General features: G+C 62.2%; 13 protein-coding genes. 9 read left to right on the top strand and 4 right to left on the bottom strand.

Annotated elements, in window-relative coordinates:
* The gene (locus tag FP2506_RS16295; protein WP_007068693.1) at nt 1-558 is read left to right on the top strand and encodes a DUF3305 domain-containing protein; all 558 of its coding nucleotides are present in this window, start codon (nt 1-3) and stop codon (nt 556-558) included.
* Nucleotides 551-1,321 carry a DUF3306 domain-containing protein gene (locus FP2506_RS18180; RefSeq protein ID WP_007068692.1) on the top strand — a complete coding sequence of 257 codons (771 nt, stop codon included), beginning with the start codon at nt 551-553 and terminating at the stop codon, nt 1,319-1,321. The genes FP2506_RS16295 and FP2506_RS18180 overlap by 8 nt, the downstream gene beginning before the upstream one ends.
* Here FP2506_RS18180 and FP2506_RS16285 read toward each other — a convergent pair.
* Nucleotides 1,318-1,608: a DUF3144 domain-containing protein gene (locus FP2506_RS16285; RefSeq protein WP_007068691.1), complete on the bottom strand. Its 291-nt coding sequence runs from the start codon at nt 1,606-1,608 to the stop codon at nt 1,318-1,320. The two genes, FP2506_RS18180 and FP2506_RS16285, sit on opposite strands and share 4 nt — an antisense overlap.
* Before the next feature lie 217 nt (nt 1,609-1,825).
* On the opposite strand from FP2506_RS16285, the gene FP2506_RS16280 reads away from it, so the two are divergent.
* Nucleotides 1,826-3,007 (top strand): Mrp/NBP35 family ATP-binding protein, encoded by a 1,182-nt coding sequence (locus tag FP2506_RS16280; protein WP_007068689.1) that lies wholly within the window; start codon nt 1,826-1,828, stop codon nt 3,005-3,007.
* 415 nt (nt 3,008-3,422) lie between these two features.
* Here FP2506_RS16280 and ppa read toward each other — a convergent pair whose 3' ends face one another.
* Nucleotides 3,423-3,959 (bottom strand): inorganic diphosphatase, encoded by a 537-nt coding sequence (ppa, locus tag FP2506_RS16275; protein WP_007068688.1) that lies wholly within the window; start codon nt 3,957-3,959, stop codon nt 3,423-3,425.
* Between the two features lie 295 nt (nt 3,960-4,254).
* Here ppa and FP2506_RS16270 point away from each other — a divergent pair, with 295 nt between their 5' ends.
* From FP2506_RS16270 to FP2506_RS16245, 6 genes are all read left to right on the top strand, one after another.
* Nucleotides 4,255-5,544, top strand: a complete 1,290-nt coding sequence (locus tag FP2506_RS16270) for a flagellin N-terminal helical domain-containing protein (RefSeq protein WP_007068687.1) — start codon at nt 4,255-4,257, stop codon at nt 5,542-5,544.
* 294 nt (nt 5,545-5,838) lie between these two features.
* Nucleotides 5,839-7,113 carry a flagellin N-terminal helical domain-containing protein gene (locus FP2506_RS16265; protein WP_007068686.1) on the top strand — a complete coding sequence of 425 codons (1,275 nt, stop codon included), beginning with the start codon at nt 5,839-5,841 and terminating at the stop codon, nt 7,111-7,113.
* A gap of 192 nt (nt 7,114-7,305) precedes the next feature.
* Nucleotides 7,306-7,491: a CsbD family protein gene (locus tag FP2506_RS16260; RefSeq protein WP_007068685.1), complete on the top strand. Its 186-nt coding sequence runs from the start codon at nt 7,306-7,308 to the stop codon at nt 7,489-7,491.
* Nucleotides 7,492-7,800: 309 nt separating this feature from the next.
* Nucleotides 7,801-8,259 (top strand): (2Fe-2S)-binding protein, encoded by a 459-nt coding sequence (locus FP2506_RS16255; protein ID WP_007068684.1) that lies wholly within the window; start codon nt 7,801-7,803, stop codon nt 8,257-8,259.
* A gap of 5 nt (nt 8,260-8,264) precedes the next feature.
* Nucleotides 8,265-10,451, top strand: coding sequence for a xanthine dehydrogenase family protein molybdopterin-binding subunit (locus FP2506_RS16250; RefSeq protein ID WP_007068683.1), 2,187 nt, complete (start codon nt 8,265-8,267; stop codon nt 10,449-10,451).
* Between the two features lie 87 nt (nt 10,452-10,538).
* The gene (locus FP2506_RS16245) at nt 10,539-11,231 is read left to right on the top strand and encodes an Isoquinoline 1-oxidoreductase subunit (protein ID WP_244404220.1); all 693 of its coding nucleotides are present in this window, start codon (nt 10,539-10,541) and stop codon (nt 11,229-11,231) included.
* Nucleotides 11,232-11,248: 17 nt separating this feature from the next.
* On the opposite strand, the gene guaD is transcribed toward FP2506_RS16245, so the two are convergent.
* Complete coding sequence (gene guaD, locus FP2506_RS16240; protein ID WP_007068681.1) at nt 11,249-12,655, bottom strand: guanine deaminase; 1,407 nt, start codon at nt 12,653-12,655, stop codon at nt 11,249-11,251.
* On the bottom strand, nt 12,652-13,923 hold the full coding sequence (locus tag FP2506_RS16235; RefSeq protein ID WP_007068680.1) for a urate hydroxylase PuuD: 1,272 nt from the start codon (nt 13,921-13,923) through the stop codon (nt 12,652-12,654). The genes guaD and FP2506_RS16235 overlap by 4 nt, the downstream gene beginning before the upstream one ends.
* Nucleotides 13,924-14,131 lie beyond the last annotated feature (208 nt).

Raw genomic sequence — 14,131 nt, 5'->3', positions numbered from 1 at the left:
ATGAGGGCCGAAGTGTCCCGCGAACTGACGATCAGGCTCGGCGTTCTCGCCGAGAAGCGCCGCCCGGTATCACGCTGGGTCAAGGAAATCTGGCTGCCGGTGGGCGTGATGCCCCCATCCGATGGATTTGCGATCGGCCACGAGATCATGCGCGACGAGAAGCGCACGCGCTATTTCATGGGCGTCCACGATCTCACCGTCCATGCGACCGAGACCGAAGCCTATGTCCACAATTTCAACGCGTCGACGCCGGCGCTGTTCGTGGCGCTGCGCCGTACGACGAACCCCGATCATCCGCTACCCTGGTTCGTCCACGTGGTGACCGCCTCGCCATATTTGGCGCAGGATCTCGACGACAGCGGCGAGGACATCGTCGAGCGCGTCGCAATGCCGCCGGAGATCGAAAGCGCCCTGAAGGAATTCTGTAACCGCCACCATACGGAAGAGGTCTTCAAGAAGCGCCGCCGCGACAAGGTGGATGTGGAAGAGCACAAGTTCGGCAAGGAGCCGATCTTCGAGCGACCGGGCTCGAGTGGCGAGGGCCCTTCCAGTGGCTGAGCGGGATGCCGAGGACGGTTTCCTTTCACGCTGGTCGCGCCGCAAGCGCGCCGTTGCGGAGGAAGAGGCCGCACCGAAGGTTTGCCCTGAGGACGAGCCGAGGGACGATCCGGCCGACTTGGCGGCAGCAGATGAACATGTTGCGAAGGAGGCCGAGGACCTCGCCGAGATGGAGCGCAATCGGTTGGAGGCCGAAGCGATCGATCTCGATGCCCTCGGCAACGGCGACGATTTCTCGGCCTTCTTCAAGAAGGGCGTACCGCATCTTCTGAAGCGGCAGGCAATGCGCAAGCTGTGGACGACCAATCCGGTCTTCGCCAATCTCGACGGTCTGAACGACTACGACCAGGACTTTCGCAATCCCGCGCACAACGTCTACAAGTCAATCTGGCAGGCTGGACGCGGCTTTCTTACCGAAGCCGAGCAGAAGGCGCAGCGCCTGACGGGACGGCTCAAGGTCGAGGAAGACGAGGCGCACGACGCGGTAGGAGTTTCGGAGGAGGAGGCAGCGGTCGCCGAGGCCGGATCGGTAGAACCGACAGCCCTCGACACCGACGCCGTAGTCAGCGAAGGCGCGTCGTCCGACGCGCTCCCGGTGGGAGACGATCCGAGAACCGCCGAGGCCAATATTGCCGAACCCGACGAAGAATCGGCTACCGAGGTGAGCCAACTCATCGACGAAGACGCAACGGCGCCACAACCCGGCGAAGGTGAGGCATCGGTGCGCAGACGCGTCTCCCTGCGCCGCCGGCTGGAGGGCTAGACGTCCGGATCGGCGAGATGATTGCGCAGCATCTCCTTGTAGATGCCGGCCATCTCCTCGACGAAGGCCTCGTCGTCGGCAATTTCGCGGATATTACGGGCGACGAATGCGTTGTAGCGAGCCGCGCCGTAGAGAAAGGCCATGTGGATGTCCGTGGCCGCCTGCTTCTTGTTGGCCCGGTTGGCGACGTCGATGAAGCGGTCCGCCAGCCGGACGAAGTTTTCGCCGGATATCGGTTTCGGCGCGAGGGTCTCCGGGCCTCGATCGCCGTTCGGGCGTGATGACATTGATCGGTTCCTTCCAATTGCGGCCGGGTGGCTTTCGCCGACTTCGGCACGATTCGGGGCCGCGGGACCATTGGCGTCGGGTCGCTCTATGCCTTATCAGACGAAACGACCGAGGTGACAGCGGCAAGGCCGTGATGCGCCGATGCACCCAGCAGGACTCGCCGCCGCCTTCTTTAGCGCTGCGGCGCGCCCGCACCGACTAGCGAGACTGAAAAGATTGGCCATCGACAAGGAAACCATCCGCCAGCAGCTGCGCCGTGTGAAGGGGCCCGACCTGACGAGCAATATCGTCGATCTGGGGCTCGTCTCGGAGATCTTCGCAAATGACGGCAAGGTCTTCTTCTCGCTGACGGTTCCGGGCGACCGCGCGGAGGAACTGGAGCCCCTGCGTGTCGCGGCGGAAAAGGCGGCGATGAGCGTCGAAGGGGTCGAAAAGGCTGTCGTGGCGCTGACCGCCGAGGCCAAGGGTTCGGGCTCGGCAAGCGCGAACACGCCCGCCCAGCCCGTCCGTCCCGCGCCGACACGTGATCAGGCGTCCGCCGTGCCTCCGCCCATGGCAAACCGCGCGCAAGCTGCGACGCCCGCGCCGGAAAAGGCCGAGGTGCCCGGCATCGGCGCGATCATCGCTGTCGCGTCGGGAAAAGGCGGCGTCGGCAAGTCGACGACGTCGGTCAACCTGGCGCTTGGCCTTGCCGCCAACGGACAAAGGGTCGGTATCCTCGACGCCGACATCTACGGCCCCTCCATGCCGCGCCTCTTGCACATCTCCGGGCGGCCGCAGCCGGTCTCGGGGCGTATCATCCGGCCGATGGAGGCCTATGACCTGAAGGTCATGTCCATGGGATTCCTCGTCGACGAGGAAACGCCGATGATCTGGCGCGGGCCGATGGTCATTTCGGCCATCACCCAGATGCTGCGCGAGGTGGAATGGGGCGAACTCGACGTTCTCGTCGTCGACATGCCGCCAGGCACGGGCGATGCCCAACTCACCATGGCGCAGAACGTGCCGCTCGCCGGCGCGGTGATCGTCTCGACGCCGCAGGATCTGGCACTGATCGACGCCCGCAAGGGCCTTGCGATGTTCCGCAAGGTGGATGTGCCGATCCTCGGGATCGTCGAGAATATGAGCTATTTCCTCTGCCCCGACTGCGGTGGCCGGCACGACATCTTCGGCCATGGCGGGGCGAAGCGCGAGGCCGAACGGATCGGCGTGCCGTTCCTCGGCGAGATCCCGCTCGATATCCGCATCCGCGAGACGTCTGATGGAGGCACGCCGGTGGTCGTAGCCGATGCAGGCGGCTCACATGCCGCCATCTACCGCGACATCGCCTCGACGGTCTGGCAGCGTGTCGAGGATGAGCGCGGCATGATGAGTGGCCCGTCGATCGTGTTCGAGTAGTCAGAACCTTCGGGCGATCGTCTCGGTACTGTCTGGCTAAGAGAACAGGCTACTCCGGAGACGTTTGTTGCGAAGGGACCGGAGCCGACGCGTTCCGTTCCGGTTGCTTGACCGGCTGGTAAGTTTCGGCGAAGCCGAACCCACTTTCCAACAGTTCCGAGGCCCAAGGTGAGTCTCAGAACGCGAGCGACAGGCGCTTTCACCGCCAATTCCATGCTCTTCGGCAGGCCGGCGAAAGGCAGATCTACCGTTTGCACAGCGAGGACGACATTCCGGCACCGATTCCGGCAGACGCCACGCTACCTTGACGCGCGACTCGAAGCCGCTTGCGGCGGTGGATTTACGGCTTCGCAATTAAGAGCCGGCTTGCGATCGTGAAACGCGGGCGGCTCTCTCTATGTCGGTCAGATAGGATCTACTTCTTGTCGTTGTCGTAACGCTCGACCGCGTCGCGGATCATCTTGCGGGCATGCTCGACGTCGCCCCAATTGTGGATCTTCACCCATTTGCCGGGCTCGAGATCCTTGTAGTGCTCGAAGAAGTGTTCGACCTGCTTCAGGAGGATCTCCGGCATGTCGGTCGCAGTCTTCACGTTCTCGTACTGCCGCGTCATCTTCGACGTAGGAACGGCGACAACCTTCTCGTCCTGGCCGGCATCATCTTCCATCACGAGAACGCCGATCGGCCGGCAGGGCAGGACGCAGCCCGGCACGAAGGGGCGGTCATTAAGGACGAGAACGTCGATCGGGTCGCCGTCGTCGGACAATGTATGCGGCACGAAGCCGTAATTGCCCGGATAGCGCATCGGCGTGAAAAGAATGCGGTCGACGAAGAGCGCGCCGGACTCCTTGTCGAGTTCGTACTTCACCGGTTCGCCGCCCATCGGCACTTCGATGATCACGTTGATTTCGTCTGGCGGATTCTTGCCTCGGGAGATCGCTTCGACGCGCATGGACTGTCCTCAGTCAGGTCTTGATTGGGCCGCCGCAACTGGCAACGGCATCGGTGTCGCAGCGGTATTATAGGCCGTGGTCCCGAAGTCAATCGGTTCGAATTGGCCGCCTCCCCGTCGGTAGCGTACGAGCTGCGAAGAAAAAATTCGGCAGCTCGCGCGACGCAGGGTCATGCTTCATTCGTCGTTAACCCTAACGAACTACTCTCAGCTTCACACAAGCCTTGCATGACGCAGCGCTCGCAACCGCATTTGCCCATGAGGGGCGCTCGCCAACGAAAAGGTAAAGCGCGTAATGACGAGTCTTCTCACCAATGTCGCCGCGATGACGGCGCTGCAGACACTGCAGAACACCAACTCGATGCTCGAAGCGACGCAGGATCGCGTTTCGACCGGCCTTCGGGTCTCGGAGGCGCGGGACAACGCCGCCTATTGGTCGATTGCGACGACGATGCGCTCTGACAACAAGGCCATGTCAGCCGTCAAGGACTCCCTGGGGATCGGCGCAGCCGTGGTCGATACGGCCTACAGTGCGATGGATTCCGCGAAAGACGTACTCGACGAGATCAAGGCGAAGCTCACGACGGCAGCGCAGGACGGGGTCGACCGATCCAAAGTACAAGACGAGATCAGTCAGTTGCAGAACCAGCTGAGGAGCATCGCCGCATCGGCCTCCTTCTCTGGGCAGAACTGGCTCTCGGTCGACAGCAGCGTCGCCGGATATACTTCTAGTAAAGACATCATCGCGAGCTTTTCTCGGAGCTCCAGCGGTGCACTTTCGCTTTCGAGCATCAAGCTCGATATCTCTGCCTTCACCCTCTTCGACTCCGGAACCGGCAAGGCCGGCATCATCGACAGCGGACGCAACACCGGCGCCGGCACGATAACGGCCGCTGCAGGTACCGCCGCAGCCGGCACCGCAGGTCCTCCGCCGACTTCAGGAAGCTATGTCGGCGCGCTATCCGCGACTGAAACAATGGATGCCGACGATATCTGGACGGTCAACTTGCGCGTGGACGGCGGCGCCGACCAGAAGGTCGTCATCACCAAAGCCAACGTGGACTCGGCCCTTGGCACGACCGACGGCGTCATAACGGCTGCGAATTACGCGAGGGTCCTTGCGAACGCCGCGGTCTCTTCGGGTGTCCAAGGCGTCACGATCAACACCACGACCGGAGCGATCGTAAGCAATTCCACGGGAACAGCTTCGGCCGTCATACTCGGCACAGGAACCACGACGATCAACACGGACTCCGTTGGCGTCAGCGAAATGGATGTGACGAAGGCGGGCCTGACTTCCAACGATATCAAGGCCTACATCAACATAGCAGATGCGGCGCTCCGCAAGGTCACGGCCGCGGCGTCGACCCTCGGTTCTGCAAAGAACCGGATCGACATGCAGATGACCTTCGTCTCCAACCTGATGGACACCATCGATCGGGGGATCGGCACGCTCGTCGACGCGGACATGACTGAGGAGTCGACGAAGATGAGGGCACTGCAGACCCAGCAACAGCTGGGTGTCCAGGCGCTCTCGATCGCAAACAACTCTTCGCAGTCGATTCTACAGCTCTTCCAGAACTAAGTTCGCCCACGAGCAATCCTTCAAAATCAAAGAGCCGCCCTCAATTCGAGGGCGGCTTTTTCAGTTTGAGAGCGGCCGCACGTTTCACGCCCCGTTAACCACGAAAGAACTCCGACCACGGCGGAGGCTCGAATCCAAGCTTGTGCGAAGCTCGCATTAAGAGGCTGGAAAGCCGGCGACGACATGGTGAGGGCATGGCGGGACGGACCAATACGGTTCGTAGGCATGATGCCGCCCTGCCATTCCGGACGATCCGGGCTGTCCCCCAAATGTATCTCGTAATGGGACTTTGAAATGACCAGCATCAATACCAACGTCGCAGCAATGACGGCCCTTCAGACGCTGCAGTCCACCAACTCGATGATGGACGACACACAGAACCGCATCTCGACGGGCTATCGTGTCGGTCAGGCCAGCGACAACGCTGCCTACTGGTCGATCGCCACCACGATGCGCTCCGACGTCAAGGCGATGTCGAGCGTCGCCGACTCGTTGGGAATTGGCGCTTCGACGGTCGACACCGCTTACGAAGCACTCTCGGCGTCCAAAGACGTCCTTGACGAGATCAAGGCGAAACTTACGACCGCGACCCAGGACGGCGTTGACCGCACGAAAGTTCAAGACGAGATCACCCAGCTTCAGAACCAGCTGAAGAGCATTGCGTCTTCCGCATCCTTCTCGGGACAGAACTGGCTCTCGATCGATTCGAGCGCTGCGAGCTACACATCCTCGAAGGACATGATCTCGAGCTTCTCGCGCTCCGCCGGTGGTTCGCTCAGTGTCGGCTCGATCCGCGTCGATACGTCTTCATTCGCGCTCTTCGACGCTTCTGGCACGAAGTCGGGCATCATCGACAGCGGCAAGGTCAACATGACCGCCGTGACGCTTGGTGCGGGTACGTCTGCAGCTGGTACCGCTGGTCCGCCGGCTACCTCTGGCACCTACACCCCTGCGGCACCGACGGCAGCTTTCACCCTTGATTCCGACGACATGATCAGTTTCACGCTGGCCGTTGACGGCGGGACCGCGCAGAAGGTGCTGATCACGAAAGGCATCATCGACGACGCGCTTGGAACCACGGACGGAGTGGTCTCTTCGGCGAACTACGCCAAGGTGTTCGCGAAGGCAGTTGATTTCGCCAATGTGACCGGCGTTTCGGTGAACGCGACGACGGGTGTGGTGACGAGCAATTCGACTGGCACGACCTCTACCGTTGCCTTCGCTGCCGGTAGCAGTGACTCGATCGGCGTCAGCGAAATGGACATCACCAAGTCGACCGTTAAGACCGTAGACATCAAAGCCTACATCAACATCGTTGACTCGGCCATCAGCAAGGTGACTGCAGCAGCGTCGACGCTCGGTTCCGTGAAGAACCGCATCGACATCCAGACAAGCTTCGTGAACAACCTGATGGATACGTTCGAGAAGGGTATCGGTACCCTCGTCGACGCAGACATGACGGAAGAGTCCACCAAGCTGAAGGCCCTGCAGACGCAGCAGCAGCTCGGTGTCCAGGCGCTCTCCATCGCCAATAACTCGACGCAGACGCTTCTCCAGCTCTTCCGTTAATCGGGAAAGCTTCGAAGCTCGTGAGTTTGGAAAGGCCCGGCAATGCCGGGCCTTTTCGCATTCAGGTCTCGCTGCACGATGTCTTTCCGAGAGTAGCCTTAAGGCAGTTCTGCCCTCACGGAACAGCTCGCCGCCAGGCACGTTCTTTCTCCGAGTTCAAAGCGCGTTGCGCAACATGGGAGATCAAGAACAATGGTCGACAAGAACGAAATAAAAGGCGCCATCAAAGAAGCCGGCGGCAAGGTCAAGGAGTCGGTTGGCTCAGCGGTCGGAAACGAGAAGATGCGAGCCGAAGGCAAAGCCGATCAGGCCGAAGGCAAGACCCAGAAGAACTACGGCAAGGTGAAGGACGCGGTCGAAGACCAAACCCGCCACTGAAACCTCATAAAATTTTGAAGACAGACGAGCCGCTCCGAAAAGAGCGGCTCTTTTTTGTGTGTATCGAACTCGCAGGGGCGCAGGGCGGGTTATTCGCGAGCTTGATGCCATCAATCCCGTGGCATCGCGTGTCGTCTTGCCTAACGCGTGCGCACCAACGCTATTGCGAAACATTCTAAAAGGGCTACCCTCGCGGCTCGGGAAGTGGACGACTTGGTCACTGCCACTGCGATATTCGCCAGACGGTTCGGTTCTGGTCTCCCTGAGTAGTGGATCCCGCGCGTCCAAGAAATTGAAGAGGAGCGGCCGATGGTCTCTTTCACCCTCAACGGAGAGCAGCGCCAGTTCGACGGCGACCCCGAAACCCCGCTTCTGTGGGTCATTCGCGATGCGGAAAAGCTGACGGGCACCAAATATGGCTGTGGCATCGCTCAGTGCGGCGCTTGTACCGTGCATGTCGACGGCATGACGCGCCGCTCGTGCATTACGCCTATTTCCAGCCTCGAAGGTTCAAGCGTCACGACGATCGAGGGACTCGATGGCCGTGAGGCGGAGGCGGTCCAAGCGGCCTGGACCGAAATCGACGTGCCGCAATGTGGCTACTGCCAGTCAGGCCAGATCATGTCCGCCGTCTCGCTTCTTCAGATGAACCCGAAGCCGAACGACGCAGACATCGACGGGGCAATGGCCGGCAATATCTGCCGGTGTGCCACCTATCAGCGAATCCGGCAGGCCATTCACAACGCCGCCGACTCGATGGAGGGCTGAGAACCATGGGTATTCACGATCCAAGGACCGCGGGTGGCCTCCGTCCGACCCGCCGCGCTTTTCTCACCGGCGCCGGTCTCGTCATCGGCATGACGCTGGCGCCACGCGCTTTCGCTCAGGACCATGAGACGATCCAGGCCGACGTTCAGAACGAGGCCGCAAAGGCTTTCAACGCCTTCGTGCGTGTAGCGCCGGATTCGACGGTGACGGTGCTCTCCAAGCACATCGAGTTCGGCCAGGGACCCTACACGGGCCTTGCGACCCTCGTCGCCGAAGAGCTCGACGCCGACTGGAGCCAGATCCGCGTCGAGGCCGCGCCCGCAGACGACGAAACCTACAAGAACCTCGCTTTCGGCCTTCAGGGAACTGGCGGTTCGACAGCAATCGCCAATGCCTATGAACAGATGCGCACAGCCGGCGCGACGGCCCGGGCCATGCTGGTCGCTGCGGCCGCCGACGAATGGGGGGTGCCGGCCGAGGAGATCGTCGTTTCAAAGGGCACGATCAGCCACAAGGCGTCCGGTAAGAGTTCTGACTTCGGTTCCCTTGCAGACAAGGCGGCCGAGATGGACGCGCCATCGGAGCCGACGCTCAAGAATGCCGATGCCTTCGTCCTGATCGGAACAGACCGACCAAAGGTGGATACCCCGTCGAAGACCGACGGCAGCGCTATCTTCACGTTCGACATCGCTTTCGACGACATGCTGATCGCGGTCGTGAAGCATCCCGACCATTTCGGCGCGAAGGTGGCGAGCTTCGACGACACGAAGGCCCGCGAAGTTCCCGGCGTCGTCGACGTGAAACAGGTACCGCAGGGCGTCGCAGTCTTTGCCGATACGACCTTCGCGGCGCTCAAAGGGCGGGCGGCTCTCGAGGTCCAGTGGGATTTGACAGAAGCCGAAAGCCGGTCGAGCGAGTCGATCTTCCAGGATTACATCGCGCAGATCGGCGGCGAGAACGAGCTGGAAGCGGCAAATTCCGGCGACGTCGCGGCCAATCTCGATCAGGAAGGCTTCACGACGCTAGAGTCGACGATGCGTTTCCCCTTCCTCGCACACGCCCCGATGGAGCCGCTGGACGCGGTCCTCATCCGTCGCGAGGACGGCTCGATCGATTGCTATAACGGCGCGCAATTTCCCGGTCAGGACAAGGCGGCGATCGCGGAAGTTTGCGAGGTCGATGCCGAGAATGTTCGCGTCAACACCCAGCTCGCCGGCGGCTCCTTCGGACGACGCGCCCAGTTCGGCTCGCCTTATATGCGCGAGGCGGCGGCGGTGTTCAAAGCTTCCGGGATGAACCGTCCCGTCAAGCATATCTGGACCCGCGAGGATGATATCCGCGGTGGTTTCTACCGCCCGATCTATGTTCACAAACTGCGCGGTTCCGTCGATGGCGACGGCAATATCGTCGCCTGGGATCAGGCTATCGTCGGCCAGTCGATCATGAACAAGAGCGAGATCGACGAGACCAGTGTCGAGGGCGCATCCGACAGCCCCTATCAGATCCCGAACCGCCGGGTGATGTCCATCAACACGGGCCTGCCGGTGCCGATTCTCTGGTGGCGATCCGTCGGTCATACCCATACGGCCTTCGCCGTCGAGACGTTCCTGGATCAGCTTCTCGAAGAGGGCGGCAAGGACCCCGTGGAAGGCCGTCTAGCCCTTCTGCCCAAAGGCTCTCGCGAGCGTGGTGTTCTCTCCCGCGTCGCGGAGATGGCCGGCTTCGCGAACGGTTCGCCGCCCGAAGGCCGGGCCTGGGGCGTCGCCGTGCACAAGAGCTTCTCGACCTATGTGGCCGAGATCGCCGAGGTTTCGATTGCCGAGGATGGTGGACCGAAGGTGCACAAGGTCTGGTGTGCCGTGGACTGCGGCGTCGCCGTCAATCCGAACATCATTCGGGCACAGATGGAGGGTGGCATCGGCTACGGTCTGGGCGCCGTGCTCTACGACGAGATCACGCTCGGCGAAGGCGGTCGGATCGTCCAGTCGAACTTCAACGACTATCGCTCGCTACGCATCTCCGAAATGCCGGAGGTCGAGGTCGAAATCATCGAGTCGAGTCAACCACCGACCGGCGTTGGTGAGCCGGGAGTACCGCCGATCGGCCCAGCCGTCGCCAATGCCTGGCGCCGGCTCACGGGAAAGCGCGTGGAAAGCCTGCCAATCGTTCCTTCGCAGACGGCCGGCGCCTGAGTTCGCGAAAGCCGCTCCAGCCGGTCGCGCGGATCGCGCGGCCGGCCTTCCCGTCTCCCGTCTTCCCGCACAAAGTGAGTGCCGTCCGTGAAACACGTCTCTCGAAACAGCCTGGCCGGCTTGGTCATCACCCTCGCAGTGGGTTCGCTGGTTCTGCCCTTTCCGCTCTCCGCGCAGGATCGTGACCCTGCTACCGGTCAGGCGTCGCAACCGATCGCACCTTCGGAGCCGGAGGGCGGCCTGAAATCAGTATCCGACTTCGATTCGATAGCCGACGAGCGTGAACGCTCGATCGCAATCTTCGAAGAGACCGGGAAGGTCCTCCAGCATCCACGCTGCGTGAACTGCCATCCCGCCGGCGACTCGCCGCTGCAAAACATGGCGATGGCTCCCCATCAGCCGCCGGTTCAACGGGGCGAGGCCAATTTCGGAGTGCCAGGCATGATGTGCAACACCTGCCATGGTCCCGAGAATGCGCAGGTCGTGGGCCAGAGCCCGGACATCCAGTCCATCCCCGGGAATCCGGAATGGCATCTCGCCCCGATCGAGATGGCGTGGGAGGGCAAGTCGCTCGCCGAAATCTGTGTTCAGATCAAAGACGAGGACCGCAACGGCGGGAAAACCCTCGCAGAACTCGTCGAGCATATGGCCGAAGACGACCTGGTCGGCTGGGGTTGGGAACCGGGTGAAGGCCGCGAGCCGGTGCCGGGGACACAGGAACAATTCGGCCAACTCTACGAAGCTTGGGCCGCCACTGGTGCTCACTGCCCGGAAAGCTGAGGCAAAGAACGGCTCAGCTACTGGTCCGAACCGCGCACGCCATGGGTTGAAACGAAAGGTCCGGGCTCGTTCTGCGGGGCCTTTCCGGAGCGATCGGCGCGCGGCGCGTTTCGGTCGTAGATCAGTCGACCGCCTGAATAGGTGGCGACCGTCGCGCGTTCGTCGCCGAGCGTCATCAGGGCGAAGAGTTCCTCTTCCAGCGTCTCGACCCGCTCCATGCGGCGGGCGAGCGGAGCGCTGGAGCGGCTGTCTAGAGCAATGACGTCGGCTTCGAGACCCGGCGCGAGGCGGCCGATTGCCTCACCGATGCCCATCGCCTCCGCATTGCCGGCGCTCGCCATATGGAATGCCTCGAAGGCCGGCAGCTTTTGGCCCTTGAGCGCGAGCACCTTGTAGCCCTCTGCCATGGTCCGCAGCATGGAATAGCTCGTACCACCGCCGATATCGGTGGCGATGCCAATCCGCACCTGAGCGGCCCGCACCGCATCGCGATCGAACAGACCGGATCCGAGGAAGAGATTCGAGGTCGGGCAGAAAATCGCCGAAGCTCCGTGCGCAGCGAGCGCGCACCGCTCGCGCTCGGTCAAATGGATACAGTGGCCGAACAGCGCGCGCTTACGCAGGAGACCGTAGCGTTCGTAGATTGCGGTATAGTCCGTGTCCTTTGGAAAGAGCGCTGCCACATAGGCGATTTCAGCGTGGTTCTCCGAAAGATGTGTCTGGATCGGAAGATCCGGATACTCCCGCGCCAGCTCACACGCCATGGCCAGCTGCGCCTCGGTCGAAGTCGGCGCGAAACGGGGCGTAATCGCGATCTCCAGCCGGCCCTTTCCATGCCAGCGCTCGATCGCTGCCTTCGTCTCCTGGTAGCCGCGCTCGGGCGTATCGAGCAAAGCTTCGGGGGCGCCCCGATCCATCATCACCTTGCCGGCGATCATCCGAAGGCCGCGGCGGTCGGCTTCGCCCATGAAGGCGTCGACGCTGACCGGATGCGAGGTGCAGAAGACCGAAGCGCTCGTCGTGCCGTTCGCCGCCAGCGTATCGAGCAGCCAGCGCGAGGCGTCGGAGGCGATGCGCGGGCTCAAATAGCGCGCCTCTTCGGGAAAGGTGTATTTCTGCAGCCATTCCATCAACTCGGCGCCGTAGGAGCCGATCACCTGCGTCTGCGGGAGGTGCACGTGGGAATCGATGAAGCCCGGCAGGATCAGATGCGGATGGTGGTTGGTGACCGGTATATCCGGCGGTAGTGAGTCGATGATCGGCTGGGCGTTACCCACCCGCTCGATCAGTCCGTCTCTAATGAGGACCACGCCGTCAGAGTGGAAGACAACCGCCCGCTCCCCGATTTCGGCCGGATCGCCCGTGAAGCTCAGAACACGGCCGCGCAAGGCGAGGGTTCGTCCAGGCGAGGCAATCGGTTTCATCGTGGCACAACCTTGAGCGGCGGCGACGCGGTGGCGAGCCTTATCCCCTCGCCCGCCTCCAGCCAGCGCTGCAGCACTGCCCGTTCTTCCGGCTCCATGCCCGTGATGTTCCCCGGTGGCATGGCGAGGCTTCTCACCGCCTGCCGCTCGATCTGTGGCGCCCAATGCACGATGTCGTCTCGGGTCTCCAAAATGACGTTCTTCGGCGCATGGGCGATGCCCGGCCAGAGCGGTTCGCGGGCATGGCACATGGAACAGCGAGACAGAATCACGGCTTCGGCCTCGTTGAGGAGCGGCGAAGCAGCGAGCGCGACCTGCGGGTCCTTGGTGAAGATGCGCGCCTCTTCGGGCGCGGACGTCCGCCAGCCGGGCACACCGGAGAGCGTTATGACGATGGCAAAGAGAAGCCCTGCCCCGGCCCAGCACCACCAGAGCTGCTTGCCCGTCGCATGTTCGGTATTGAAATAGTGGCGCACCAGCGCACCAATGAGAAGCACGAGCCCGGCGATTACCCAGTTCCACTCGGTCGCGAAGGCGAGCGGATAGTGGTTCGACAGCATGAGGAAGAGGACCGGCAGCGTCAGGTAGTTGTTGTGCAGCGAACGCTGCTTGGCTGCCTTGCCGAGCGCCGGATCCGGCGTCCGGCCGGCCTTCAGATCGTCCACCACGATCGTCTGGTTCGGGATGATGATGAAGAAGACGTTGGCCGTCATGATCGTTGCGATCATCGCGCCTGTGTGGAGCATCGCGCCGCGCCCGGAGAACACCTGATCGAACAGGAAAGCCGAGGCGACGATGTAGACGAGGAGCGCGACGAAGAGCCATGTGTCGTCGTTCTTCAGGGGCGACTTGCAGAGCCCGTCATACACCAGCCAGCCGAGCGCCAGACCACCGATGCCGATCAGGCTCGCGCCCCAGAGCGGCAGATCGGCCTTTTGCGGATCGATGAGATAGAGTTCGGCCCCGAGATAGTAGACGAGAAAGAGCAGCGCCGCGCCGGAGAGCCAGGTGGCGTAGCTCTCCCACTTGAACCAAGTCAGATCCTCCGGCATTTCCGCCGGCGCGATAAGGTATTTCTGCATGTTGTAGAAGCCGCCGCCATGCACCTGCCAGGCCTCGCCCGCGACGCCCTCGGCGAGATCGCGACGCTTCCGAAGACCGAGATCGAGGGCGATGAAGTAGAAGGACGAGCCGATCCAGGCGATGGCGGTGATTACGTGGACCCACCGCACCGCGAATTGCAGCCATTCGGAGAAATAGGTCCACATGCGGCCCTCGGGAGTTGGCATCGGCGATGTCAGCTCCCTGCGGAAGAGAGCGTCAAAGTCAGAGATTCGTCATCCTCGGGCCCCGTCCCGAGGATCCAGCGCGATGTGTCGACCCGAGCGGTCCTAGCGACTGTCCAGACGACCAACGCATGCGAAGACTATGCAGTCTAAGCCAACCTCCTCTGGATCCTCGGGACAGGGCAAGAGG

This window comes from Fulvimarina pelagi HTCC2506, assembly GCF_000153705.1.
Taxonomy (GTDB): domain Bacteria; phylum Pseudomonadota; class Alphaproteobacteria; order Rhizobiales; family Rhizobiaceae; genus Fulvimarina; species Fulvimarina pelagi.
The sequence above is the reverse complement of the archived record's forward strand: the minus strand, read 5'-3'. Positions and strand labels throughout refer to the sequence as shown.